The sequence below is a fragment of the [Clostridium] symbiosum ATCC 14940 genome, assembly GCF_000466485.1.
Classification (GTDB): domain Bacteria; phylum Bacillota; class Clostridia; order Lachnospirales; family Lachnospiraceae; genus Otoolea; species Otoolea symbiosa.
In genome coordinates, this window is record NZ_KE993015.1 from 1 (window position 1) to 25,386 (window position 25,386).

Annotated in this window: 21 protein-coding genes and 1 tRNA gene; 18 read left to right on the top strand and 4 right to left on the bottom strand. The window is 48.7% G+C overall.

The window, feature by feature from the left end; translation table 11 throughout:
* The first annotated feature begins 191 nt into the window (after positions 1-191).
* The 4 genes from CLOSYM_RS18935 to CLOSYM_RS18950 all read left to right on the top strand — a co-directional run bounded on the left by CLOSYM_RS18935 (position 192) and on the right by CLOSYM_RS18950 (position 4,289).
* Positions 192-539 carry a type II toxin-antitoxin system PemK/MazF family toxin gene (locus tag CLOSYM_RS18935; protein ID WP_003504415.1) on the top strand — a complete coding sequence of 116 codons (348 nt, stop codon included), beginning with the start codon at positions 192-194 and terminating at the stop codon, positions 537-539.
* Positions 540-732: 193 nt separating this feature from the next.
* On the top strand, positions 733-2,094 hold the full coding sequence (locus CLOSYM_RS18940) for a hemolysin family protein (RefSeq protein ID WP_021643398.1): 1,362 nt from the start codon (positions 733-735) through the stop codon (positions 2,092-2,094).
* A gap of 108 nt (positions 2,095-2,202) precedes the next feature.
* Entirely contained in the window at positions 2,203-3,588 is a 1,386-nt protein-coding gene (locus CLOSYM_RS18945; RefSeq protein WP_009296406.1) for an MATE family efflux transporter, read from the top strand.
* Between the two features lie 62 nt (positions 3,589-3,650).
* Positions 3,651-4,289, top strand: coding sequence for a sugar O-acetyltransferase (locus CLOSYM_RS18950; RefSeq protein ID WP_021643400.1), 639 nt, complete (start codon positions 3,651-3,653; stop codon positions 4,287-4,289).
* Between the two features lie 19 nt (positions 4,290-4,308).
* Here CLOSYM_RS18950 and asnB read toward each other — a convergent pair whose 3' ends face one another.
* Both asnB and CLOSYM_RS18960 read right to left on the bottom strand, forming a co-directional pair.
* Complete coding sequence (gene asnB, locus CLOSYM_RS18955) at positions 4,309-6,168, bottom strand: asparagine synthase (glutamine-hydrolyzing) (protein WP_003504424.1); 1,860 nt, start codon at positions 6,166-6,168, stop codon at positions 4,309-4,311.
* Between the two features lie 166 nt (positions 6,169-6,334).
* Positions 6,335-7,720: a hypothetical protein gene (locus tag CLOSYM_RS18960; protein WP_021643401.1), complete on the bottom strand. Its 1,386-nt coding sequence runs from the start codon at positions 7,718-7,720 to the stop codon at positions 6,335-6,337.
* A 390-nt stretch (positions 7,721-8,110) separates the two neighbouring features.
* Here CLOSYM_RS18960 and CLOSYM_RS18965 point away from each other — a divergent pair, with 390 nt between their 5' ends.
* The 3 genes from CLOSYM_RS18965 to CLOSYM_RS18975 all read left to right on the top strand — a co-directional run bounded on the left by CLOSYM_RS18965 (position 8,111) and on the right by CLOSYM_RS18975 (position 11,578).
* Positions 8,111-8,839 (top strand): YebC/PmpR family DNA-binding transcriptional regulator, encoded by a 729-nt coding sequence (locus CLOSYM_RS18965; protein ID WP_003504427.1) that lies wholly within the window; start codon positions 8,111-8,113, stop codon positions 8,837-8,839.
* Positions 8,840-9,323: 484 nt separating this feature from the next.
* Positions 9,324-10,751: a sodium:solute symporter family protein gene (locus tag CLOSYM_RS18970; protein ID WP_003504430.1), complete on the top strand. Its 1,428-nt coding sequence runs from the start codon at positions 9,324-9,326 to the stop codon at positions 10,749-10,751.
* Positions 10,752-11,371: 620 nt separating this feature from the next.
* Positions 11,372-11,578 (top strand): hypothetical protein, encoded by a 207-nt coding sequence (locus CLOSYM_RS18975; protein WP_009296402.1) that lies wholly within the window; start codon positions 11,372-11,374, stop codon positions 11,576-11,578.
* Between the two features lie 84 nt (positions 11,579-11,662).
* Here CLOSYM_RS18975 and CLOSYM_RS18980 read toward each other — a convergent pair whose 3' ends face one another.
* Positions 11,663-13,123 carry a nicotinate phosphoribosyltransferase gene (locus CLOSYM_RS18980; protein ID WP_003504435.1) on the bottom strand — a complete coding sequence of 487 codons (1,461 nt, stop codon included), beginning with the start codon at positions 13,121-13,123 and terminating at the stop codon, positions 11,663-11,665.
* 675 nt (positions 13,124-13,798) lie between these two features.
* Here CLOSYM_RS18980 and ileS point away from each other — a divergent pair.
* The 11 genes from ileS (at position 13,799) to CLOSYM_RS24150 (ending at position 25,154) form a co-directional block, all read left to right on the top strand.
* Entirely contained in the window at positions 13,799-16,939 is a 3,141-nt protein-coding gene (gene ileS / locus CLOSYM_RS18985; protein ID WP_021643405.1) for an isoleucine--tRNA ligase, read from the top strand.
* Between the two features lie 15 nt (positions 16,940-16,954).
* A complete protein-coding gene (locus CLOSYM_RS18990; RefSeq protein WP_003504439.1) occupies positions 16,955-19,408 on the top strand; it encodes a glycogen/starch/alpha-glucan phosphorylase in 2,454 nt (817 codons plus the stop codon).
* Entirely contained in the window at positions 19,409-19,945 is a 537-nt protein-coding gene (locus tag CLOSYM_RS18995) for a hypothetical protein (RefSeq protein ID WP_003504441.1), read from the top strand.
* Positions 19,946-20,067: 122 nt separating this feature from the next.
* Positions 20,068-20,982: a SpoIID/LytB domain-containing protein gene (locus tag CLOSYM_RS19000; RefSeq protein ID WP_003504443.1), complete on the top strand. Its 915-nt coding sequence runs from the start codon at positions 20,068-20,070 to the stop codon at positions 20,980-20,982.
* A 40-nt stretch (positions 20,983-21,022) separates the two neighbouring features.
* Positions 21,023-21,796, top strand: a complete 774-nt coding sequence (locus tag CLOSYM_RS19005; protein ID WP_003510474.1) for a murein hydrolase activator EnvC family protein — start codon at positions 21,023-21,025, stop codon at positions 21,794-21,796.
* Between the two features lie 221 nt (positions 21,797-22,017).
* A complete protein-coding gene (locus CLOSYM_RS19010) occupies positions 22,018-22,611 on the top strand; it encodes a lactate utilization protein (RefSeq protein ID WP_003510475.1) in 594 nt (197 codons plus the stop codon).
* A gap of 137 nt (positions 22,612-22,748) precedes the next feature.
* Positions 22,749-23,171 carry a CBS domain-containing protein gene (locus CLOSYM_RS19015; RefSeq protein ID WP_003504448.1) on the top strand — a complete coding sequence of 141 codons (423 nt, stop codon included), beginning with the start codon at positions 22,749-22,751 and terminating at the stop codon, positions 23,169-23,171.
* A gap of 298 nt (positions 23,172-23,469) precedes the next feature.
* Complete coding sequence (locus CLOSYM_RS19020; protein WP_044902906.1) at positions 23,470-24,027, top strand: spore coat associated protein CotJA; 558 nt, start codon at positions 23,470-23,472, stop codon at positions 24,025-24,027.
* A complete protein-coding gene (locus CLOSYM_RS19025) occupies positions 24,028-24,282 on the top strand; it encodes a spore coat protein CotJB (RefSeq protein ID WP_003504452.1) in 255 nt (84 codons plus the stop codon). It begins immediately after the preceding gene.
* Positions 24,283-24,285: 3 nt separating this feature from the next.
* Complete coding sequence (locus tag CLOSYM_RS19030) at positions 24,286-24,894, top strand: manganese catalase family protein (RefSeq protein ID WP_003504454.1); 609 nt, start codon at positions 24,286-24,288, stop codon at positions 24,892-24,894.
* An 89-nt stretch (positions 24,895-24,983) separates the two neighbouring features.
* The gene (locus CLOSYM_RS24150; protein ID WP_009296396.1) at positions 24,984-25,154 is read left to right on the top strand and encodes a DUF1540 domain-containing protein; all 171 of its coding nucleotides are present in this window, start codon (positions 24,984-24,986) and stop codon (positions 25,152-25,154) included.
* A 149-nt stretch (positions 25,155-25,303) separates the two neighbouring features.
* Here CLOSYM_RS24150 and CLOSYM_RS19035 read toward each other — a convergent pair.
* Positions 25,304-25,375, bottom strand: a tRNA-Glu gene (locus CLOSYM_RS19035).
* Between the last annotated feature and the right edge of the window lie 11 nt (positions 25,376-25,386).

The window sequence follows — 25,386 nt, forward strand, 5'->3', positions numbered from 1 at the left end:
CGTTCCGGACGCGTCCTCCGGGCCTCAGTTAAATTCAATATTTCTCTTTTCCGTGAACTGTCAGCCTGTTTTTCCCATATGATAAATCAATAGGGGATGACGGCGCTGAAAAAAGTATCCGGTTGACGGAATACTCGGGTCAAAACAGGTCAATACTAAGGACATGAAGAATTTGACGGAGAGTGAGAACATTGATTATCAGACGTGGAGATATTTATTATGCAGATTTGAGACCGGTTGTGGGTTCGGAACAGGGCGGTGTAAGACCGGTGCTGATTATACAAAATGATATAGGGAACAAGCACAGCCCCACTGTAATCTGTGCAGCAATTACATCAAAGATGAATAAAGCGAAGCTGCCCACCCATGTGGAGCTGAATACAAAGAGGTGTGATATGATCCGGGATTCGGTAATCCTGCTCGAGCAGCTTCGGACCATAGACAAACAGCGGCTGAAAGAAAGAATCTGCCATATTGACGACGAGCTGTTAAAAGACGTGGATCGTGCGCTGATGATAAGCCTTGAGCTGGATACATAGGTTATCATTGACGAACCTCATTAAAAGATGATATAGTGACAGATGTCAGGATTTATTTTCCGTAAAGGATTTTGCACGGGCCGGTTTATATGCCGCTTTTGCAAAGATCGTTAATAAATGTACGAAAGAAACGATGGAAAGCTGTATTTAGCAGACTTTACACCATCACAGTTTAAAGGAGTAAGAAAGAAATATGGACGATGGGTATTGGCCCTTAAGTATACTGATACTGGTTGGTTTTATTCTGATTGACGCGGTTTTATACGGATTTGGTTCAGCCATACAGAACCTAAACGTAAACAGCCTTGAAAAGGAGGCGGAAGAAGGAAACGAACGGGCCGGGAAACTTTTGAGGCTGATCAATAAGCCTGGCGAATTTATCAATACGGTCCAGGTAATGACGAATATAATCGGAATAGTGGCCGGTGCTTATGTGATGCGCCAGCTCGGCCAGCTTTTCCAGATGCTTGTGAAGCATTCGGAGGACGGCCACGAGATGCTGGTTTATTCGGCGAGTGTGGCGGCGGCCGGCGTCATAGTGCTGGCGGTGCTTATCAGTTTCGGCATTGTGATTCCTAAGAAATGCGGGGCCAGAAAGCCGGAGAAGTGGGGATACGGTGTTTTTTCAATCGTGCAGGTGTTTGTGATCCTGCTGAGGCCGTTTACATTTCTCATATCGGCGCTCTCGGCACTGGTGCTGAAGCCGATGGGAATTGATTTGAATTCCGATGACGATAACGTAACACAGGAAGATATTATGCTGATGGTCAATGAAGGCCATGAGCAGGGAGTTCTGGAGGCCGGAGAGGCCGAGATGATCACGAATATTTTTGAGCTGAATGACAAAGAAGCCGGAGATATCATGACACACAGGACGAATATAACGGCGCTGGATGCGTCGATGTCACTGGACGAAGCGGTTACTTATATTCTCACGGAGGCCAACAATTCGCGTTTCCCTGTATTTGAGAAGGATATCGACGATATCATCGGAATCCTGCATATGAGGGATGCTCTGGGCTTTGCAGAGAAAGAAGAGAACCGAAGGAAGAATTTAAAAGAGCTGGACGGGCTGTTACGCGACGCCCATTTTATACCTGAGACCAGACATGTGGACACGCTGTTCAAGGAAATGCAGTCCCAGAAAATACATATGGAGATTGTAGTGGACGAGTATGGTCAGACAGCCGGAATCGTCACGATGGAAGATATTCTGGAGGAGATAGTAGGCAATATCCTCGATGAATACGACGAGGATGAGGAATATATATCCAGACGTGATGACGGAAGTTTTATTTTTGACGGGCTGGCACCGCTGGACGAGGTGGGGGAAGCCCTGGATGTGGAATTTGATGATGAGGATTACGAGAATTACGATACCCTCAACGGATTTCTGATTTCCAAGCTGGACCGCATTCCCAAGGAAGGGGAGCAGCTTGAGGTGGAATATAAAAATTACCTCTTCAAAGTGCTTTCTGTTGAGAATAAGATGATTCATGCCGTGACGGCGGTTCCTGTTTTGGAGAAAAAAGATGAAACGGAAGCGAAAAATTAAGTATATGAACGCCTGAGCGTGGCCCGGGCGTTCTTTTGATGGCCCGGCGGTAAAAAACATCTGTGCTTTTTGTCGCAGCGGGGCGGACTGATTTGGAAGAAGGGGATTATGAGAGCGATACTGCAAGATACGAAGATTATGATGACGGACAGGATATTCCTTTCCAAGGCTGTAAGAATAGCGCTGCCTGTGGCGATGCAGGGCATGCTGAATACAATTGTCAACATGGTGGATACCATGATGATTGGCTCGCTGGGGGCCACCTCCATCGCTGCGGTGGGATTGGCCAACAAGGTGTTTTTTGTAATGACGCTGCTGGTGTTTGGCATCGTCAGCGGTTCCGGGATTCTGGCAGCCCAGTTCTGGGGTAATAATGATGTGAAAAATATCAGGAAAGTCCTGGGGCTGGCGCTGCTTCTGGCAATCGGCGCCGCGCTTGCTTTCTTTATTCCGGCAGTCGCATGCCCGAAACATGTGATGAGAATCTTTACGACTGGAGGGGATACCATACGGATCGGGGCATCCTATTTGTCCCTGGTTGCTCTTTCCTATCCTTTTATTGCCGTCAGCAACACTTACGTTGCGATGCAGAGGGCGGTAGGAAAAGTAAAAGCTCCCGTTGTAATAAGCAGCTGCACGATTTTAATTAATATTTTTTTCAATTATATGTTTATTTTCGGCAAATTCGGGGCGCCGGCCATGGGCGTGGTAGGCGCGGCACTGGCAACGCTGATAGCCCGTATTGTGGAAATGACGGCCCTCCTTCTTGTCGTATATCTGAAGAAATCTCCGATTGCATGCCGGCCCAGAGAGCTGTTCGGCTATTCGGCCTCATTTGTAAAGAAATTCTTCGCAACGGCCTCCCCGGTTATCGCAAACGAATTTATCTGGGGGCTGGGCGTTACGATGTATTCTCTGGCGTATGGGCGCATGGGGGATAACGCGGTTGCCGCTATTACGGTAGCTACGACGATCCAGGATATTATGTCTGTCCTGTTCCAGGGGCTGAGCGCAGCGACGGCGGTTATCCTCGGAAATGAGCTGGGCGCCGGCCATCTGAAAAAGGCGGAGCGGTATGCGAAAAACTTCCTGATACTCCAGTTTATTGTTACGGTTATCATGGCCTTTATCTGTGCGGGAGTCCGGTGGCAGATTATCGATCTTTACCGTCTGGGCGGAGAGGTGGCCCGGGATGTCAGTCTCTGTCTGATTGTCTTCTCGCTGTTTATGCCGTTTAAAATGTTTAACTATGTCAATATAGTGGGGGTACTGCGAAGCGGCGGTGATACGAAAGTCTGTCTGTTCCTGGACTGCAGCGGCGTCTGGCTGATTGGAATTCCGATGGCCTTTATCGGCGGCCTGGTGCTGAAACAGCCGATTTACATAGTTTATGCGATGGTTACTCTGGAAGAGGTTTATAAAACAATTTTAAGTTATATCCGTTACAGGCAGAAAAAGTGGCTGAAAAACCTGACGCTTGAGATTCAGGGGTAGGCTTACGGGGATTCAGAGTTGATTTTTCAGGGAGATGGAAGCAAATTTCAGAGGGGGAAATTATGAACGAGGAAGAGAAGATTTTTGCAGGAAAAATGTTTGATCCGAGAAAGACGGAACTGAAGGATATCAAGCATAAGGCTCATGAGGCATGTCGCCGTTACAATGCCATGGATGAATACGATCCGGAACGAATTGCGGTTCTGCGCGGGATTATCGGCAAAATGGGAAGAACATGTTATTTCCAGGGGCCTGTACAGTTTAACTATGGGAGCCATACGTATATCGGAGAGAATTTCTTTGCCAATTTCAACCTTATGGTGATAGATGACGCGAGAATTTTTATAGGAGATAATGTCTGTTTCGGGCCGAATGTATCGCTGATGGCCACAAATCATCCCCTGATTGCTAAAGAGAGAGTTGGACTGGATAGGAACGGCAGCACAACGATGGCTGAATTTGCAGAAGAAATCCATATCGGCGATAACGTCTGGCTGGCCTGCAATGTAGTAGTGCTTGGCGGCGTAAGAATCGGCGACGGAGCCGTGATTGGGGCCGGCAGCGTCGTGACAAAGGATATTCCGGCCCATTATCTGGCTTACGGCAATCCCTGCCGCCCGATCCGCCTCATTACGGACGCGGACAGCAGGAGTGACCTGATTCTGGAGGAGGATCGGGAACATTTTAACTTTAACAGGTAGCAGAACGCGGACCCGGTACTTACCGGATTACGGTTACATGGTATTCGCGCATCCAGAAATCCACCTGAATCAGGTAGGCCATAAGCTGGGGCGCTGCCATAAGCTGGCCATACCATGGCTTACCGTAATCCGACGGGCTTTCCAGAAAGCGTTCTGCTTTCTTTTTGTCCACAAAGCCAAGCACAGGGGAGGAAGAGTCGTTTAGGATATCACGGACACGTCCGGCCAGCAGCGCTTCGTATTTTCTGTCATAAGTCTTTGGATAGGGTGATTTCCTCCTAAACAGTATCTCGTCGGGAAGCAGCCCGCGGCCGGCTTCCCGCAGAAGCGCTTTTACAATATTGCCCCGGGCCTTCATATCCCAGGGGACATTAAAGAGATATTCTATAATACGGTGATCGGCAAAAGGAACCCGGGCCTCCAGCCCGCTGTACATACTGGTCCGATCCATTCTGTTTAACAGCGTCTGCATGAACCATCTCAGGTTCAGATAGGAGATTTCCCGCCGTCTGGCCTCCTCCGCGCCTTCTCCGGCCAGCTTCGGAACCTCTGCCACGGAAGCTTCATATGCGTGTTTTACGTAATCCTCCATTTTTAGAAAATCGAGAAAATCATCGGAAAGCAGAACCTTGCGGGCCTCCAGATCCATCGTCCAGGGGAAGGTGTCTGCTAAGAAGCATTCCTTTTTATGAAACCAGGGATAACCGCCGAAGATTTCATCCGCGCATTCCCCTGTCAGGGCAACCTTGTGCTTTCTGGCGACAAGGGAACAAAAATAGAGCAGGGAAGAATCGACGTCGGCCATGGCCGGCAGATCATGGGCCCTGACTGAATCGAAGAGAAGATCGGCCTGGTCTTTGGTGGAACATTCGAGGTACGTATGCTCGGAGCCAAGGAAATCTACCATCTTGTCTACAAAGGGACGATCCTGGGAGGGCTGGAAGGAGCTGGCCTTGAAATTTTCCGCATTTCCCGCGAAGTCAAAGGAATAAGTGTGAAGCTTCTGGTTCCGGTTTTCCAGTTCTCTGGCGCAGATCGCAGAGACAAGAGAGGAATCAACGCCTCCCGACAAAAAGGTGCAGATGGGAACATCGGAAACCATCTGTCTTTTTACGGCGTCCCGGAGAAGGAAACCTGTTTTTTCCACCGTATCTTCAAAAGAATCGGTATGCGGCAGGCTTTTCAGCTTCCAGTAGGCTTTAAGACGGTTTCCTGAGGGAGTGCAGCAGAGAAAATGGCCGGGCAGCACTTCTTTGATATTTCGAAAGACGCCGCAGCCGCTGGTTCTGGCCGGGCCGATGCTGAATATTTCATTCAGTCCGTCCCTGTCAATTTCGGGGCGGATACCCGGGCAGGCCAGGAGCGCCTTCAGTTCCGAAGCAAAGTGAACGGTTCCCGTCTCCTCGCAGGCCGTATAGAAAAGCGGCTTGATACCGGAGCGGTCCCGGTAAAGAAGGAGCTGGTTTTTTGCCGTATCCATGATTGCGAGTGCAAAGATTCCATTGACCCTGCTGATAAAATCGGTACCCCAGGCCAGATAGGCGTTTAATAGGACTTCCGTATCGCTGTCCGTGTCAAAGGCCGCTCCTTCCGTTTTCAATTCATCTCTGAGCTCCTTTGTATTATAAAGCTCTCCGTTATATACGATACCGAAGGTCCGGGATCCGGACCGATGGAGCATGGGCTGATGGCCGGTGAGCAGATCGACGATAGCCAGGCGTACCTGGGCCAGACCGAAATGTTCATTTAAAAACGTACCCTCGTCATCCGGCCCCCGCCTTTTTTGTGCCTGGTTCATGGCATCCAGAATATTCAGATTATACACCTTCTCCTTCGTAAAATCCATTTCCGGGTTGAAAAAGCCGGCTATTCCGCACATAATAATTCCTCCTTAAATCTAGACTGTGTGTACAGGTTACTTACAGGTAAAGCTACAGTCAGCCTTCGGTCAAACTACTCCGCGCCGCATAAATCGGGATTTTCACAAAAACTGTGAAAACACCTTGCGGAATACATCATGGCTGAACTGTTACGTATTAAACGTATTAAACCAGCATCAGGCAGGCTGCTATAAAAGCTGCCGTTAAGCCAATCAGAACAGGGGGCAGGTTTTTCCGCGCCAGCTCAATCGGGCTTACATTGCAGATGGCTGCCACTGGAATCAGTCCCCAGGGAACGATGGTGCCTCCGCCTACAAAGATGGCGCCAATCTGTCCGAGAGCGGCCAGGACGGGAACAGAGGCGAAAGTAGCGGTTCCGAAGGTATGGGCGAGAGCGCCGGTGAGCGGAAGACCTGAAAAGCCGGAGCCGTCAAGACCGGTCAGACACCCGATAATCAATTGGAAAAAAGCGGCAATATACGGATTCAGAGGAGTATGGGCGGCAAGCCAGACAGCCCAGTCATTCAAAATCCCGTCGCCAAAACCTTCCCCGAGAATCGAGGTGATGCCTCCTCCTCCGAGAAAGAAGAAAGCCCCGATAACGATCACGGGGGCAAAAATACGGATAGCAAACAGAAAGCCGTCGGTCAGATAACGCGTGACCTTCTCAGGCGACTGTTTTCCAAAACCGAGTACGGCGCCGAAACACATAAGCAGGACGGCTGTACCGGATACAACGCTGGTAGCGTCTCCGCCGTTTAAGTCGAGGGCCAGCATGCATACAATATCCGCCAGGAAGGCGAGGGGAACGGCGGCTGCCAGCGCCAGAGCTGCCCTGGAATTGCCCTGGCTCCCGGAGTCCTGTTTATTTACGACATTTCCGCTTGAGGAAAGCTTTGCCGTACCCATGGATTTCCTGTTCAGAAGAAAGGCGGACAGGACGGTGACGCCGCCCATAACCCAGAAAACCGGCCATGCCTGGGAAAGGATGTCGGCCGCAGAAATTCCCGCTGCTGCCGCCGATATGGCCGGAGCGCCCTGTATCACCACATCATAGCTTAGGGCAAAACCATGGCCAAACAAGTTCATGGCCATGGCAGCGGCCAGAGGTGAGAGTCCGGCCCGGACGGCAAACGGAATCATAATCGCGCCGACGAGGGCAACTGACGGGGAGGGCCATAAGAAGAGAGAAAACAGAAACATCGTAACACCCAGAAGCCACCAGGTGCGCGCCGGTGTTTTCATTACCTTTGACATCGGCTCCATCAGAAGACGATCGCTTCCCAGATCCGCCATACATTTAGAAAGGGCGGTGACCAGTGCGATAGTGGCGATGATCTCCATAAATTCCCTGGCTGCATATAAAATGGCATTAAATACCGTTTGAATACCGCCGATAAAAGAGTGGAGCCCGAGAGCGCCCAGCAGAAAAAGAAACAGGGTGCATACGAGAGGAGTATCCCGCCTCAGGACCATTACGGCGAGAACAGAAACCACTCCCACGAGATAGAGAATATGGAGCGGCGTGATAATCATAGCTGATTCAGGCATAATTTAAGTCTCCTGATTAAAAGAATATACTACTATTGTATGTGGGGAGGTAAGCGAGGGTTAAGCATAATTGCAGACTTATTGGCTGTGGATGGAGGACGCGTCGGGAACGGACCATGTCCGGTGTGGTGAGGGGGCTGGCTGAGTCTTTCGTTCCGGTCTGCGGATGCCTTTGGAATCCATCGCTGATTAGTAAGGTCCTATCGGACTTAGCAGCGCGATGAACCGGGGCATTGAATGAAATAATAACCGGAAAATACTTGCGCTCCCATCCCATTAGTGCTAGAATAGTAAAGATTGTGAGCATAATTACCATGTAATATTTAACCCGGGAGCACACGGTGTGATCCGGAAATCATATTTTATTATAGAAAGAGGAGTGTTATTTTTATGTCAGGACATTCAAAGTTCGCCAATATTAAGCACAAAAAGGAAAAGAATGATTCAGCGAAGGGCAAGATTTTTACTGTAATTGGACGTGAGATTGCCGTTGCCGTAAAAGAGGGCGGAGCGGATCCGGCCAACAACAGCCGTCTTCGCGACGTAATCGCGAAAGCGAAAGCGAACAACATGCCGAACGACACGATTGAGCGCGGTATCAAAAAAGCGGCGGGAGATGCCAACTCTGTAAACTATGAAAACCTTACATACGAAGGATACGGCCCTAACGGCGTCGCTATCATCGTAGATGCGCTGACCGATAATAAAAACCGTACGGCTGCCAATGTGAGAAGCGCCTTTACCAAGGGCGGCGGAAACGTCGGAACGCCGGGAAGCGTCTCCTTCATGTTTGATAAGAAGGGTCAGATTATTATCGACAAAGAAGAGTGCGAGATGGATGCGGACGAACTGATGATGCTGTCTCTCGATGCAGGCGCAGAAGATTTCGCAGAAGAGGAAGACAGCTATGAAGTAATCACAGCCCCGGAGGATTTTTCAGCGGTCCGTGAAGCGCTTGAAAAAGAAGGAATACCAATGATGGAAGCCGATGTTACGATGATTCCCCAGACCTGGGTAGAGTTAACGGACGATGACGCCATCAAAAAGATGAACCGGATTCTGGATCTCCTGGATGACGATGACGATGTCCAGGCAACTTACCACAACTGGGACGAATAAAGAATAGAAAAATGATGCTGCAGGGAGAACCGGCGGCATCATTTTTTGATCCAGCGGCCGCAGGCCGGTGGACGGGGCCGATGCATTCCACCGAGTGAACACGTGATCCGCAGACTATATCTTCTTTGCAGTCCCAACTCACAGCAATTCACCCCGGGACAAAAGACTCATCCAATCACCCTCACCGCCCCGTCCGCTGGACATCCCGGCGGCGTCCAACCTTCTTTGTACAGGTAAATCTTGACTGTATTGTTAAAATAATGCTATAATATTTTACAGATGATTATATTACCTGATAACAGGGGAATCTTAGTTCTATTTTATCAAATCTATTGAATTATTGAATCTATTGCTCATGGGAGTCCTTTCCATGGGAATTCCGTAAGGAAAAACGAAAAGAAGAATGCATCTTAGGAGAAAGACGGGTTCAGCCTTTTTTGAGATGATGCTGATTCTATAAAAATATCATAAAGGAGGGTTGCTTATGCAGGATTTGAGCAACATTACGACACTGGATCTGGTAATAGTGGCGCTGTATCTGCTGGGAATGCTTGGGATTGGAGTTTATTTCGTCAGGCGGATTCAGAATGCAGGTGACTATTATGTGGCAGGCCGGAGCCTTGGCCCTCTGGTTTTGGCGGGAACGGTATGTGCAACGATTATCGGCGGAAGCGCGATGATGGGAAGAGCGGGACTAGGATATGATTATGGCTCCCTTGCGGTGGTTACGGCTCTGCCTTATCTGATCGGAATGTTTGTGTTTTCCGGAATCAGCGGCCGAATTCAGGAGGTAGGCGTAAAGTATAATATTACGTCGATACCGGAGTTGTTTGAAAAACGTTTCAGTAAAACGGCAAAATGCCTGATCGCGCTGCTGATCGGCTATACGATGATGGGAACTGTGGCATCCCAGATCACTGCCGTTGCGGTAATTGTGAAAATGATTGGCGGTAAAATTGGGATTACCTACGAGATGGGAGCATGTCTGGCAACATTTATATTTATTTTTTATACGGCGGCCTCCGGTCTGTTCGGCGTAGTGTATACGGATGTAGTGCAGTTTTTCATGCTGATTATTTTTGTCTATATCCTGCTTCCGCTTTCGGGGATCCGATATCTCGGCGGCTTTGGGAATTTTTGGAGTAATGTTCCGAAGGAGATGCTGATTCCTAACATCGACGGCAAGGTGGTCGGGGATATTGTAACATACCTGGTATTTACGATGGCGGGGGCCGAGATGTGGCAGCGGGCATTTGCGGCCAAGAGCCGGAAAGCAGCCAAAGAGGGGATGTTCTGGGGAACCTCCATCTATGGATGCACCATTTTTATTATCCTGATGCTGGGGCTGATGGGAAGACAGATCCTGCCGAATGTGAAAGAGCTTTACGGAACTGCGGAGGCCGTCATTCCGGGGCTGGTAATCCATATTCTTCCGGTCGGTATCACGGGACTTTGTCTGGCGGGCCTTCTTTCGGTTATGATGAGCTCGGCGGACAGTTATCTGCTTATCTCCACACAGACTTTTGTACAGGACCTGGGAAAGACGCTGAATCCTAAAATGTCCGATAAAAGGGAAGTATTCATATCCCGTATCCTGTCGGCGGTGCTTGCAATAGGAGCATTGATTATCGCCCTTTACATAAAGAATGCGTATAATGCCCTGATGTTTGCATGGACCTTCTACGCCGCATCGGTAGGCCTACCGGCTTTGGCGGCGCTCTATTGGCGAAAAGCCACCAATGCGGGAATTATAGCAAGTATTGTTTCCGGCTTTGTTGTGAGTATCGGCTGGGATTTGATAGGAAAACCATGGGGACTGGGCTCTGCGGTTCCAGGTTCCCTGGTCTGCGCTGTCGTTCTTGTGACGGTAAGTCTTGCAACGTATAAAACACATCCCTCAGAGATGGTATAATGTCCGCATTGCGTGCGCGGACCTTGTCGCGGCCACTAAGAGCTTCCGTGTACGGGAAATACGATATGCTTTCAATGCGCCTTTTTTAAATTGTGGAAGATTTGATATCTGCCCGCCTGAAACACGTAGTGGTTGCGACAAGGCCCTCCCCATTTAAGGACAATCAGCGCCCGGAACGGACCGGGTCCGGTGTGCGAAAACATCCGCCTGAGTCTTCCGTCCCCGGCGAAAACCTGACCGGGGGAAGTAGGCGGAATCAATTGCGGAGGGGACCTGGGAGTCCGCCGGTGCTTAGCGAGGTCCTCACGAGCTTAGCATTCCGATGCGCACTCCAAAGAGTGCAAACGGTCTCTGCAGCAATTCATTCCGGCCGGATTCCCCCTCCGCAATAACCTCCCACAGGGACGGAAGACTCAGCCAGCCCTCCCTCGCCACACCGGACATGGTCCGTTACGGACGCGTCCTCCGGACCTCAGTTAAATTGTATTCGCGAGGTGTTTTCGTGCACATTCCGATCATGCTTAAAGAGCTGGAAAAGTGACCCGCCCGCTCTGTATTTTTGGTGTGGGATTTGATATAATCAGCTGGGAATCATTCATTTCAAGAATAAGGGGGTGCGCATGAAGAACTTCTTGGGAATATTTATCACTTGTTTTTTGGGGCTTTACATCCTTGCTTTTTTCTTCTTATCTAATTTTTGGACCTTGCTGGCTGCCGCCGCTTTTTTGCTGACCTGGCTCATTACTGCCTGTCTGAAGATGTCCGATAAGGTCGATGAGCTGGAAAAACGGATCCAAAAGATGGAAGAAGCCGGTTCCGACGGCTGATATGGGATATGTGTAAAAGAAGAAGACCCCGCCGGCTGGATGACGGCGGGGTGTTTGACATGGCCCCGGCTTTATTCGGAGCGCCTAATTATTATAATGATAACTGTCCAGCAGCTGGTTTTTCATATGCCACAGTTCATTCGACAAATCTACATGAATTTCATGAGGGTTGACGAGACGTCTTGATTCGTCCCAGAGTGTTTCCTGTTCTTGTCTGCAGTATTCCCGCAGTTCCATTACTTTTGGAGACTGGTAAACACATTCCCCGTTTCTAAATACCGGAACAAGCAGTTCACGGATCGTGTAGGAGCCAGGAGCCAGGTGTGTCTTTTTCCAGGTTTCCACCGGATCAAAGAGAAGAAGGGAATTATTCTCATCATAAACCTCATCCACGAGACAAATCAAATCAGCAATGATTTTTCCGCTTTCTTTGTCGTAGATCCTGCGGATCGTCTTGTTGCCCGGGTTCGTGACCTTCTCCGTATTTTCGGAAAGCTTTATCTTTGGAATGAATTTTCCTGTTTTTTTATCCATGATAGCGGCGAGCTTGTATACGCCGCCGAAGGATGGACAGTCCTTGGAGGTAATCAGGTTGGTTCCCACACCCCAGGAATTGATGGTGGCTCCCTGGATTTTTAAGCTGTCGATCAGGTATTCATCCAGGTCGTTTGAAGCTGAGATGGTGGCGTCCGGGAAACCGGCTTCATCCAGCATCTTTTTCGCTTTTTTAGACAGATAGGCAAGGTCGCCGCTGTCCAGGCGGATTCCGTAGAAGGTAAGAGGGATCCCGGCTTCCTTCATTTCCCTGAATACTTTGATGGCATTGGGAACTCCGGAATTTAATGTATCGTAGGTGTCAACAAGGAGAATACAGGCGGACGGGTACAGCTTGGCATAGGTACGGAAGGCCGTCAGCTCATCCGGAAAACTCATAATCCAGCTATGGGCATGGGTGCCTTTGACCGGAACGTCGAAAAGCTTTCCAGCCAGGACATTGGAAGTACCGATGCAGCCTGCAATCATGGCAGCCCTTGCGCCGTAGGTTCCCGCGTCCGGCCCCTGGGCGCGGCGAAGTCCGAATTCCATGATTCCGTCTCCGCGTGCCGCATAGACGATGCGTGATGTCTTGGTTGCGATCAGGCTCTGATGGTTGATGATATTTAATATGGCAGTCTCCACCAGCTGTGCTTCCATGATAGGCGCAATTACCTTGATGATCGGTTCGCGCGGAAACATGACGGTGCCTTCCGGAATTGCATAGATATCGCCGGAGAATTTGAAGTGGAGAAGATAGTCGAGGAAGTCTTCGTCGAAAAGTCCCACGCTCCTTAAATAGTCCACATCTTCCGGCTCAAAATGAAGATTCTTTACGTATTCAATTACCTGCTCCAGCCCGGCGCAGATGGAAAATGCATTGCCATCCGGGTTGCTTCTGTAAAAAGCGTCAAAAATGACAGTTTCATTGGCGTCTTTTTCCTTGAAATACCCCTGCATCATCGTCAGTTCATACAGGTCTGTCAGTAGTGTCAGGTTCCTTTGGTACATGATTTTCTCCTTAGTTTTATCTTCTTGGATGGTGGCGGGTACGATTGGAAAATCTCGTTCAGTCTTCGGGTATGACCCGAAGGATTTCAAAATACCTCACCAAGTGCTCATAGTATACCACAAATTTGGAAAAAAATAAAAGGGTGATAAAAAAATATCAGATAATTTTGCAGATCAGGACAAAAACAGATGGAAGGTGGCTGTGTAACCCCGGATTTTCGTGTGAAAAGGCTGTGGCAGCATAAATGGGACTGTTCCGGTCTTGACAACTGCATGGAAAGTGTTTACAATTAAAAGGCTAAGGATTGCAAAAATAATTAATGGAAATAATATGGAAAAACTTTGATGGAGACAGTAGTTCCGACAGGAAAGCCAAAGCGAGACCGGGGCGGTGGAAGCCGGTTGTGAGTAGGGCGGATATGAAAATCACTCCGGAGTTTCAGACTGAACCCGGCGGCAGAGGAGCGTAATTTCAGGCGGCCGGTATGAGTAAGTCTTGACGGGATCCCCCGTTACAGGGAGCGCATATGGAAGTATGCAGTAATAGGTGGTATAGCAAGTAGGCCCTTGTCCTGTTACGGGATAGGGGCCTGTTTTTTTGATGGCGGTGAGCTGTGCGCGAGCTTGCAGTTATCGTTTTATATCGTTATAAGCAGAGATTAGGAGGAAGCAATTATGTACGACAAAGTCTCTACAAACCTTAATTTTGTAGAAAGAGAGAAAAACATCGAGAAGTTCTGGGAAGACCACCAGATCTTTGAAAAAAGCATCGACAGCCGTAAAGAGGGCGAAACCTACACATTCTATGACGGCCCCCCCACGGCCAACGGAAAACCCCATATCGGCCATGTGCTGACGCGTGTCATTAAAGATATGATTCCGAGATACCGGACAATGAAGGGCTATATGGTACCGAGAAAGGCCGGCTGGGATACGCACGGACTTCCGGTGGAGCTGGAGGTAGAGAAGAGCCTGGGACTGGACGGCAAGGAGCAGATCGAGGGGTACGGCCTTGAACCGTTTATTGAGCATTGTAAAGAAAGCGTATGGAAATACAAGGGAATGTGGGAGGACTTTTCCTCCACCGTCGGCTTCTGGGCTGATATGGAAGATCCTTACGTAACATACCACAATGAGTATATCGAGTCCGAGTGGTGGGCTCTGAAAAAGATCTGGGACAGGGGCCTTTTATATAAAGGCTTCAAGATTGTGCCGTACTGCCCGCGCTGCGGAACTCCGCTTTCCAGCCATGAAGTGGCGCAGGGCTACAAGGATGTCAAAGAGCGTTCAGCAATCGCCAGATTTAAGGTAACGGATGAAGACGCCTACATTTTGGCATGGACGACGACTCCATGGACTCTGCCCTCCAACGTGGCGCTCTGCGTAAACCCGGTGGAATCCTATGTTAAAGTGCGGATGAAGGAAGACGGCACTGTATATTATCTGGCCGAAGCGCTCTGCGATACGGTACTGGGAGAAGGAACCTATGAGGTAAAGGAAAAGTATACGGGAAAAGAGCTGGAGTACAAGGAATACGAGCCGTTATTCGACTTTGCCGTAGAGACCTGTAAGAAACAGAACAAAAAAGCTTTTTATGTGACATGCGACACCTACGTTACACTGACGGACGGTACGGGCGTAGTTCACATCGCGCCGGCCTTTGGTGAGGATGACTCCAAGGTGGGAAGAAACTATAACCTTCCTTTCGTACAGCTTGTAGATGCAAAAGGTGAGATGACAGAAGAGACTCTGTGGCCGGGAACCTTCTGTAAGAAGGCGGATCCGCTGGTGCTCGGGGACCTGAAAGATAGAGGACTGCTTTTCTCGGCACCTGTATTTGAGCATAGCTATCCTCACTGCTGGAGATGTGATACACCGCTGATTTACTATGCCAGAGAATCCTGGTTCATCCAGATGACGGCGGTGAAGGAGGATCTGATCCGAAATAATAATACAATCAACTGGATTCCTGAGAGCATCGGTAAAGGACGTTTCGGCGACTGGCTGGAGAATGTCCAGGATTGGGGCATCAGCCGTAACCGTTACTGGGGAACTCCGCTCAATATCTGGGAGTGTGAGTGCGGCTGCCAGCATTCCATCGGCAGCATCGAAGAGTTAAAGAGCATGTCGGACAACTGCCCGGATGATATCGAGCTTCACCGCCCGTATATTGATTCGGTGACAATCACCTGTCCGGAGTGCGGCAAAGAAATGCACCGTGTCCCGGAGGTAATCGACTGCTGGTTCGATTCCGGCGCCATGCCGTTTGCACAGCACCATTACCCATTTGAGAATAAGGATTTGTTTGAGCAGCAGTTCCCGGCTGATTTTATCTCCGAGGCGGTGGATCAGACGAGAGGCTGGTTCTACTCCCTGCTTGCAATCTCAACACTGATTTTCAATAAGGCTCCGTATAAGAATGTTATCGTTATGGGCCATGTCCAGGATGAAAATGGGCAGAAGATGAGCAAGTCCAAGGGCAATGCGGTCGATCCCTTCGACGCACTGGAGACCTACGGCGCAGATGCCATCAGATGGTATTTCTATGTAAACAGCGCGCCATGGCTGCCCAACCGATTCCACGGCAAGGCCGTAATGGAAGGACAGAGAAAGTTCATGGGTACCCTCTGGAATACCTATGCATTTTTCGTGTTATATGCAAATATAGATAATTTTGATGCAACAGAATATAAACTGGAGTACGATAAACTGCCGGTTATGGATAAGTGGCTGCTCTCCAAGCTGAACACGCTTGTAAAAGAAGTGGACGACGATCTGGCAAATTACAGGATTCCGGAAGCTGCAAGAGCGCTCCAGGATTTTGTGGACGATATGAGCAACTGGTATGTAAGAAGAAGCCGCGAGCGTTTCTGGGCAAAAGGGATGGAGCAGGATAAGATTAATGCATATATGACGCTCTATACCGCACTTGTGACCGTATGCAAGGCGGCCGCTCCGATGGTTCCGTTTATGACGGAGGATATCTACCAGAACCTCGTCAGGAAGATCGACAAAGATGCCCCTGAGAGCATCCATCTGTGCGATTTCCCTGCGGCGGATGAGAACTGCATTGATAAAGAACTGGAATCGAGGATGGATGAGGTGCTTAAGATTGTCGTATTCGGCCGTGCGGCCAGAAATACGGCCAATATCAAGAACCGTCAGCCGATCGGCAAGATGTTCGTAAAGGCGGAAAAAGCTCTTCCGGAATTCTACCAGGAGATTATCGAAGATGAGCTGAATGTAAAAGAGGTGATATTTACCAGCGATGTGCGCGATTTCACATCCTACAGTTTCAAACCTCAGCTTAAGACAGTGGGACCAAAATACGGAAAACAGCTGGGCAGTATTAAAAAGGCCCTGGCTGAAATCGACGGAAATAAAGCGATGGATACGCTGAATGAGAGCGGAAGCCTGACATTTGACTTTGACGGAGCAAATGTGGTTCTGACAAAAGAGGATCTTCTGATCGATACGGCTCAGGTGGAAGGCTACATTTCCGAGGGAGACAACTCCATTACCGTTGTCCTTGATACGAATCTGACACCGGAACTGGTGGAGGAAGGATTTGTGCGCGAAATTATCAGCAAAATTCAGACAATGCGTAAAGAAGCCGGTTTTGAAGTAATGAACCACATTAATGTTTTCCAGGATGAGAATGAGGTCATTGCCGGCATCCTCAAAAAATACACGGACGAAATCAAGGGCGAGGTTCTGGCAGACAACATCATGCTCGGACAGACCGGAGGATATGCAAAAGAATGGAATATCAACGGTGAAAAGGTTATGCTGGGAGTCGAAAAAACCACCGACTGATTAGGAGGATAACAGATGCAGACTTTTGATAAGGAAGCGATAAAGAAGAGTATTATTGACAATGTGAAGAACCAGTTCAGAAAGACGATTGATGAAGCGACGCCGCAGCAGGTATATCAGGCGGTTGCCTATGCGGTAAAGGATGTAATTATCGATAACTGGATTGCGACGCAGAAAACATTCGATGATTTAAAGGTAAAAAAGGTTTACTATCTGTCCATGGAATTCTTAATGGGCCGTGCCCTGGGGAATAACATCATTAACCTGGGCGAGCAGAAGGAGATAAGGGAAGCCCTGGAAGAGCTGGGCTTTGATTTAAACGCCATCGAGGACCAGGAGCCGGATCCGGCTCTCGGCAACGGCGGTCTTGGCCGTCTGGCAGCCTGCTTTCTGGATTCCCTTGCTACGCTTGGATACCCGGCCTATGGCTGCGGTATCCGCTACCACTACGGCATGTTCAAGCAGAAAATTGAAAACGGTTATCAGATCGAAGTGCCGGATGAATGGCTGAAGAACGGATATCCATTCGAAATACGCCGTGCGGAATATGCAACGGAGGTAAAATTCGGAGGTTATGTGAAGACGGTCTGGAACGGGCAGCGCAATGTGTTTGTCCAGGAAGGCTATCAGTCCGTTCTGGCAGTGCCTTATGATATGCCGATTGTAGGCTATGGAAATAACGTGGTCAACACACTCCGTATCTGGGATGCGCAGCCGATTAACACGTTCAGCCTGACCGCCTTTGACAAGGGAGATTACCAGAAGGCAGTGGAACAGGAAAACCTGGCGAAGAACCTTGTTGAAGTTCTCTACCCAAATGATAATCACTACGCCGGCAAAGAACTGCGCCTGAAGCAGCAGTACTTCTTCAACTCCGCCAGCCTGCAGGTGGCGATTAAAAAATTCAAAGAGCAGAATGAAGATATCCATATGCTGCCGGAGAAGGTAGTGTTCCAGATGAACGATACCCATCCGACCGTATCGGTTGCGGAGCTTATGAGAATCCTCCTGGATGAAGAACATCTGGAGTGGGAGGACGCCTGGGATATCACAACGAGATGCTGCGCCTACACAAACCATACCATCATGGCAGAGGCTCTGGAAAAATGGCCGATCGAGCTGTTCTCCAGGCTGCTTCCGCGTATCTACCAGATTGTGGAGGAGATCAACCGCCGCTTCCTGCTGGAAGTTGGGCAGAAGTATCCGAACAACTATGAAAAAGTAAAGAAAATGGCGATTATCTTCGATGGCCAGGTTAAGATGGCACATCTGGCCATTGTGGCCGGATTTTCCGTAAACGGAGTAGCCAGGCTCCATACGGAAATCCTGAAGAAACAGGAACTGCGCGATTTCTATGAGATGATGCCGGAAAAATTCAACAATAAGACAAACGGAATTACCCAGAGGCGTTTCCTGCTTCACGGCAACCCGCTTCTGGCTCAGTGGGTGACCGATAAGATAGGGAATGAGTGGATCACGGATCTGCCCCATATCAGCAAGCTGGCAATCTATGCGGAGGATGAGAAGTGCCGCCAGGAATTTATGAATATTAAATATCAGAATAAACTCCGCCTGGCAAAATATATCAAAGAGCACAATGGCATCGATGTAGATCCCCGCTCGATTTTTGATGTGCAGGTAAAACGGCTCCACGAATATAAACGCCAGCTTTTGAATATTCTTCACGTTATGTATCTTTACAACCAGCTGAAGGATAATCCGGGCATCGATATGGTTCCGAGAACCTTTATTTTCGGGGCAAAGGCGGCCGCCGGATATCAGATTGCCAAGAAGACAATCAAGTTAATCAACTCTGTGGCCGATGTAATTAACAACGATAAATCGATTAACGGTAAGATAAAAGTTGTCTTTATTGAAGATTACAAGGTATCCAATGCCGAGATCATTTTTGCTGCAGCTGATGTCAGCGAGCAGATTTCCACAGCCAGCAAGGAGGCGTCCGGAACGGGCAACATGAAATTTATGCTCAACGGAGCGCTTACACTGGGAACCATGGACGGAGCCAATGTGGAGATTGTCGAGGAGGTAGGAGAGGACAACGCCTTTATTTTCGGCCTTACCTCGGACGAAGTAATTAACTTTGAGAATAACGGAGGCTATAATCCGGTAGAGATCTTTAATACGGATCAGGAAATCCGCCGTGTGCTGATGCAGCTAATCAACGGCTACTACGCACCGCAGGATCCGGAGCTGTTCCGCGACATTTATAATTCTCTGTTGAATACGAAAAACAGTGCGAAAGCCGATACCTACTTTATCCTGAAAGATTTCCATTCTTATGCGGATGCGCAGCAGAGAGTGGAAGCGGCATACCGTGATGAGACAAAATGGGCAAAAGCGGCGATGATGAATGTGGCTTGTTCCGGCAAGTTCTCCTCGGACAGAACCATTGAAGAATATGTAAGGGACATTTGGCACCTTAAAAAGGTAAAGGTGGAATTAGACTAAATGAGAACCGGTTTTCTTTCTAAGAACCATTTTAAGAACAGGAATAATCGAATTTCCCTGCCGGTCATCCTGGCGGCGTGCCTGTTTCTGGCATCTGTGTTCTGCTATATTACATTTTCAGCCAGCAGCAGAGCCCAGGCGGAGCGGATAGTAAAAAAATTATTTACATCCGAAAGCTACAGGGAACTGGAGGAGGCCGCAAACATTGGCCTGCCACAGATGTATGACACCCATTTTCCGGGAGATTTTACCCCGGAGGGCAGGGACAGCCTGCTTCCCGTGGGAATACCCTACACTCTGTTCCTGGAGCAGTTTCCCTCGCCTGTAGAGCGGATTTATGCGCAGGAACCGGTTCTGGCTCTGGAGGAAGAGAGCGGGAAGACGGTGCGGTACCGGTACACGGTGGAGACGGAATTTTATCTGGAGAGAAGACTGGAGGAGGTTTCGCCTGTGGTGCAGAAGAGCTTCACGGGAACAATTACCCTTAAAAAGACCGGTTTTCTGAAATGGAAGATGGAGGCTTTTACCGCCGGCTAGATGACGGAGCGGAAGAAGTGTTCACAGGCAGTTAAAAATAAGCGGTTGGAATAGAAATCCGGCCCGTAACATAGAATGATAATGCGAGATCTATTATTCTGTGGAACGGAGCCGGATTTTTTATGAGAAAAGCAGCAGCGGTTTGCCTGTTGGCAATCCTGATACCATATATAACGACACTGGCCTGGACAGGCCGGGTGGAGGGAAATACAGACAGAGGCGCCGTATCGGGGCGCACAATCCTGCTGGACAGGGAGGGTTCCCCGGCGCCTGTCGATATGGAAGAATACCTGATTGGAATTACGGCACTGCAGATTCCGGCGGAGTATGATATGGAAGCCATCAAGGCACAGGCGATTATAGCCAGGACTTATCTCTGCAAGCAAATGCAGGGGAAGGACCGGATTGAAGAGTCGGCACTGGACCTCGACTATCTGGAACAGAGCCAGATGGAGGAAATGTGGGGGAAAGCCGATTATCTGGCAAATTACAAAAAAATAAGGGATGCGGTCCAGGCGACGGCCGGACAGGTGATACAATATAATGGAGACTACATAGATCCCTTGTTCCACAGGCTGAGCGCCGGGATGACGAGAAACGGGGATGAACTTCATCCCTATCTGGTACAGGTGGATGCCGCCGGGGATGTGGAGGGAGAAAACTACCTGGGCGTATATCTGTTTACAAGGGAGGATTTGGCCGCCAGGCTTAACTCGATGCCGGATTCGCCAGAAGTCAGGCCGGAGGAGGTGCTGGAAAGTATCCAGGTCATTAAAAAAGACGAGGCCGGGTATGTGGAATCCATCCAGGTGGGCCCAAAAAGCTATGGAGGCGAGGAGATACAATATGCCCTGGGGCTTCCGTCCCCGGCATATTCATTTGAGGAGGCGGAAGGCAATATCAGATGCACGGTAAAGGGGATAGGCCATGGTTACGGTTTTGACCAGTACGGCGCCGGCCTGAAAGCGAAGGAGGGGTGGACGGCTGAAAAAATACTGGAATTTTATTATAAAAATATTGTTGTAGTTTTTGAATAAAAAGCTTCGGTCAGGTAAGAATATAACCGAGGTGATAAACGTGAAAAATAAGATGAATCAGTTGTTCAAGGACAAATTGTTCCTTGTGATGATGGTGTTAGGCCTGCTGACTATAGTAGCTGCAGCAGGAGCGGTAAAGATTAGAAAGGGAGATAATATTAACGAGCAGAATCCGTACCTGGAAGTCCCTCAGACTCAGGGAATTCTTGCGGAAAACATACCGCAGAACAAAACCGGAAACGGCGGCAGTACGGAAAATGCTGAGACAAAAGCCCAGGCGGCCGGAAGCTCAGACGCTTCCTATTCTTCCGATGACAAATCAGACTCCGCAGACAAAGGAGAAAACAGTGCAAAAGCAGCAGGAGCCGGAGACGGCGCCGCCCAGGCTGTGACACTTAATTTCGGGGGCCAGCGCACGCTGCAGTGGCCTGTCAAAGGAAATGTAGTGTTGGATTACAGTATGGAGACAACCGTATACTTCCCGACTCTCGATCAGTACAAATGCAATCCGGCCCTGATTATCCAGGGTGATATCAGCGATCCGGTAAGCGCGCCGGCAGACGCCAGAGTTCTGGAGTCAGGCTCCAATGAGGAGATCGGTAATTACGTAGTCCTGGACCTAGGCAACGAGTACACAGCCGTATGCGGCCAGCTCAAAGATATCCAGGTGGCAGAAAATGAGTATGTTACAAAAGGCACTCTGCTGGGATATGTATCTGAGCCTACAAAATACTATTCAATCGAGGGCAATAACGTCTATTTCGAGTTAATGCATGAAGGGCAGCCTGTTGACGCTCTGGATTATCTGGAGTAACCGGTCGGCGGGAAGACAGAAGGAACTGAGAAAACTGAATAATGATAATCATAAAAGTGCCGCGGCAGTTTATGGAAGGGAAAGGAAATTTGACCTTGCATAAAGTGCGGCGGTATTTTTGTATCTTTTCATGTTTACTTAGAGGTACAACTGGGGTTATAATAATCAGAGCAGAGCTGTGAATCAATTTAATTTACGATTATATTGCAAGGAGAAGTGCTATGAATCAGGAAATACTGAAACAGAATTTTGAAAATCATGGTTTTAAAACAGCTTTTTTTAGTACTGCAAAAGAGGCGGCGGATTATCTTTCCGCCCGGATCAGAGAGACCAGCGTTTCGATCGGAGGCAGTATTACGGTGAAGGAGATGGGGCTGGCCGAGCGTCTCAGGGAGAATAACGAGGTGATTTGGCATTGGGATATCCCGGGAAGAGAGACTCTGCTGCAGGCAAGAGAGGCAAAGGTCTATCTGGCCAGTGCAAACGGAGTGTCCGAGACGGGAGAACTGGTCAATATCGACGGAACGGGAAACCGTGTTTCGCAGACCCTCTATGGACCGGAAAAAATATATTTTATTGTGGGGAGCAATAAGATAGAGCCGGATCTTGCCAGGGCAATGGAACGGGCTAAGAATGTGGCGGCGCCGAAAAACGCCCGCCGCCTCGGTTCGGCTACGCCGTGTGCGGCTAAGGGGGATCGCTGCTATGACTGCAGCAGCCCGGGAAGAATCTGCCGGTCAACCGTAATCATCGAGCGTCCGTCGAATGGGATGGAAGCAGAGATAGTATTTGTGGACGAGGCTCTGGGATATTAATCAGACACACCCCGGGGGTATTTCTTAAAATTTAATAAATCTAATGGAAATATCATGATTTGTTCACAAAGTTTTCAAAGGGGAGCGTTATAATAGTACCGTGCTTAGACAGCATAGAACACACAAGGAGAAGGCAGATGAATATTTTGTTTTTTTTAACACCTAAAAGTGAAGTTGCGTACATAAATGATGATGATACACTCAGACAGGCACTGGAGACGATGGAATTTCACAAATATGCGGCTGTTCCGATAGTCAACCGTCAGGGAAGGTACATCGGTACGCTGACAGAGGGGGATTTGCTTTGGGGTATTAAAAATAAGTATGATTTATCATTGAGAGATGCGGAGCGGATCCGCATTACGGAGATTCCAAGAAGATCGGACAATAAACCGGTTCTTGCGGATTCCGATATGGAAGATTTGATTGATAAAGCCCTGAACCAGAACTTTGTCCCGGTATTGGACGATCAGAAAAATTTTATCGGCATTATAACAAGAAAAGATATCATTAAATACCTTTGTAAAGAAAAGGAAAAAGAGCTGCAGACAAGAAAATAACGAAACAGCTCAGCCAGGATGTATTCCGCGAGGTGTTTTCGCTGTTTTTGCGAAAATCCCGAGTTATGCGGCGCGACGCGATGAAAAGTGAACTTTTCACCACAATCAACGGCGCTTTTAGCCGTTTCTGTGCATCATTTGTTGCAGTTTGGCCGAAGGCTGAACTGTAACAAAATAATAGATAGACAGAAGCTTTTTAAAGATGCGAAATGGCCGTCAGCCGGTCCTTTTCGCATCTTTTTTTGTCAATTTTCTTTCTGCAACATAGTATAAAGTATAAGTCTCAGGAAAGGTTTTAATGAATATGAATTGTTTTAATCCTCATTATCCGGACGGAATGGATTTCAGAAGACAGGATCCCATGCCTGATATGTCATCCTGGTACATGGATCAGGGATATCCTCCCTGCGGAATGCCGCCCACAATGATACAGCCGCGATCAGAATCGAATTCCCGCCAGTCAGGCCGCACACCATGGATGCCTGCTGATACGTCTATGCCGTCGGGCAGCGGCAGCGTACGGGATGGAATGGGCAGCATGCCTGACAGAATGGGCAGTATGCCGGGGGAGACAGCTCCGATGAATATGGGAACAGTTCCGGCAAACATGGGAACAGCTCCGGCAAACATGGAAACGGCTCCGGCGAACATGGGAGCTATGCCGGCAATGCCCGGCAATATGGCGCAGGGACAGAATAATATGGCATTCTGCGAAGATTTGGATCGCTTCCCGATCGGCATGGGCTATGTGCCGATGCAGAGATGGTCTCAGCCATCTCCCCTTGATGAAGGTTTTTGCAGGGGAACGATATTCACAGAGCTGGATCTGCCATTTGTGATGGGGAGGTGCATGTAAATGAACGAAACTGCCAGAACGCTTATGCAGAGAATTTATGAAGCGAGCTTTGCTGTAGACGATATCGTCCTGTACCTGGATACGCATCCGGATGATATGAACGCTCTGAATTATTATAACTATGTAGTGCAGCTGCGGAAAGAAGCCGTGGATGCCTATCAGCAGCAGTTTGGCCCTCTTACAACCGACGGAGTTGAGAGCGATTCAAAATGGACGTGGCTGACAGATAAATGGCCATGGGAAGGAGAGATGTAAGGTATGTGGAAATATGAAAAGCGTTTACAGTATCCGGTAAAAATTAAACAGTCAAATCCACAGATGGCACAGTTTATTATGAGTCAGTATGGTGGTCCGGACGGAGAAATTGGAGCTTCCATGCGTTATCTTTCCCAGCGGTATTCCATGCCTTACAAAGTGGGAAAAGGCCTTTTGACGGACATCGGAACCGAAGAACTGGCACATATGGAAATTGTGGCGGCCATTATTCATCAGCTGACACGGAACCTGACGCCGGAACAGATTAAAGAGTCCGGTTTCGGCCCGTATTATATTGACCATACGACAGGAATCTGGCCGCAGGCTGCGGGAGGAATACCTTTCAATGCATGTGAATTCCAGTCCAAGGGAGACCCGATTACCGACCTCTTTGAGGATATGGCGGCTGAACAAAAGGCAAGATCCACTTATGACAACATCCTCCGTGTCGTTAAAGACCCTGACGTTTGTGACCCGATCCGATATCTGAGAGAGCGTGAAATTGTTCATTTCCAGCGTTTCGGCGAGGCTCTCAGGGATCTCCAGGATCATCTCGACAGCAAGAACTTTTATGCTTTTAACCCGTCTTTCGATAAAGTCAAAAGCGAATAAATGTAAAAAAATTCCGTATGCCCTCCGCGCATAAATCGTACGATTATGCAGATAATAATATAAAATCTATTTAAGGAGGCATACTCATTATGGTAACAAACGGAAAGAATACTTGTATCGAATGTACAATTGTTAACTGCGCTAACCATGCAAAGGACGCAAACTACTGCGCATTAGAGAGGATTAAAGTTGGTACACACGAGGCCAACCCGACTCAGAAAGAATGTACTGACTGTGAGTCTTTCGTAAACAGAGCTTAAAAGACGTCACGTTGTTCTTCCTTTACAAAAAACGGTCCGCGGCTATAAACTGCGGACCGTTTTTATGTTAAACGATAACCGGCACGCTCCGCGCGCAGATGTACTTTCCCGTTAAATGAAAAAGCTGTTGCAATCTGCAACAGCTTTAATGACCTGTCCGGGAATCGAACCCGGGTTTACGCCGTGAGAGGGCGTCGTCTTGACCGCTTGACCAACAGGCCTTAAATCTTCA